Origin of the sequence: Rhodovulum viride (assembly GCF_003265965.1) — a bacterium.
GTDB lineage: Bacteria > Pseudomonadota > Alphaproteobacteria > Rhodobacterales > Rhodobacteraceae > Rhodovulum > Rhodovulum kholense.
In genome coordinates this window covers 1-530 of sequence record NZ_MUAV01000172.1, presented here as the reverse complement: position 1 = coordinate 530, position 530 = coordinate 1, and the positions used below count along the sequence as shown (strand labels likewise).

The following is a 530-nucleotide window of genomic DNA, read 5'->3' as shown; positions in this document are numbered from 1 at the left end:
GACCGCCGCCGGATCGGCACCGGCCGGGTCCTATCCGCACCAGCAAAGCGGGCGGCTGGCAGAGTCAGTGACGGCGATCCACGAACCCCGCCAGTCCCGCGTCGGGTCGGACGAGATCCACGGCTATCACCTCGAATTCGGCACCGAAAGCATGGAAGCGCGGCCCTGGCTGGTGCCGAGCTTCGAAGAGGCCACCGCCAGGGCGGAACAGACGCTGGCGGCGAAACTGCAGGAGAAGGTCGGATGATCCTCAATCAAAGAGACGCGGTGCTGCGCCGGGTGGAAAGCCCCGAACGGCGCCTCGGGCGGCGGATCGGCCTCGGCATCCGCCTGGCTCTGAATTATGCACAATGCGTCCTGATCATCGCCGCCTGCCTGAAATATCTGGCGGGCTGAGATGAGCTTCGAGACGGCGGCGCAGACCGCCATCTTCGCGGCGCTCGACGGCGCGCTGTCCTGCCCGGTCCACGACACCCCGCCCGCGCTGCCCGAGGGCATGCCGGAAAGCGGTTTCCCCTATGTGGTGATCG

At 67.5% G+C, this 530-nt stretch carries 2 protein-coding genes; both read left to right on the top strand.

What is annotated here, in order from left to right:
- Positions 1-247, top strand: a 247-nt coding sequence (locus BYZ73_RS23220; RefSeq protein WP_220086894.1) for a phage virion morphogenesis protein, incomplete at its 5' end; no start/stop codon positions are given.
- The gene (locus tag BYZ73_RS23215) at positions 244-396 is read left to right on the top strand and encodes a hypothetical protein (protein ID WP_181498174.1); all 153 of its coding nucleotides are present in this window, start codon (positions 244-246) and stop codon (positions 394-396) included. The genes BYZ73_RS23220 and BYZ73_RS23215, both read left to right, overlap by 4 nt.
- The last annotated feature ends 134 nt before the right edge of the window (positions 397-530 follow it).

Coding starts and splice junctions, on each gene's coding strand:
- BYZ73_RS23215 (WP_181498174.1), top strand. CDS start 244: ATGATCCTCAATCAAAGAGACGCGGTGCTGCGCCGGGTGGAAAGCCCC.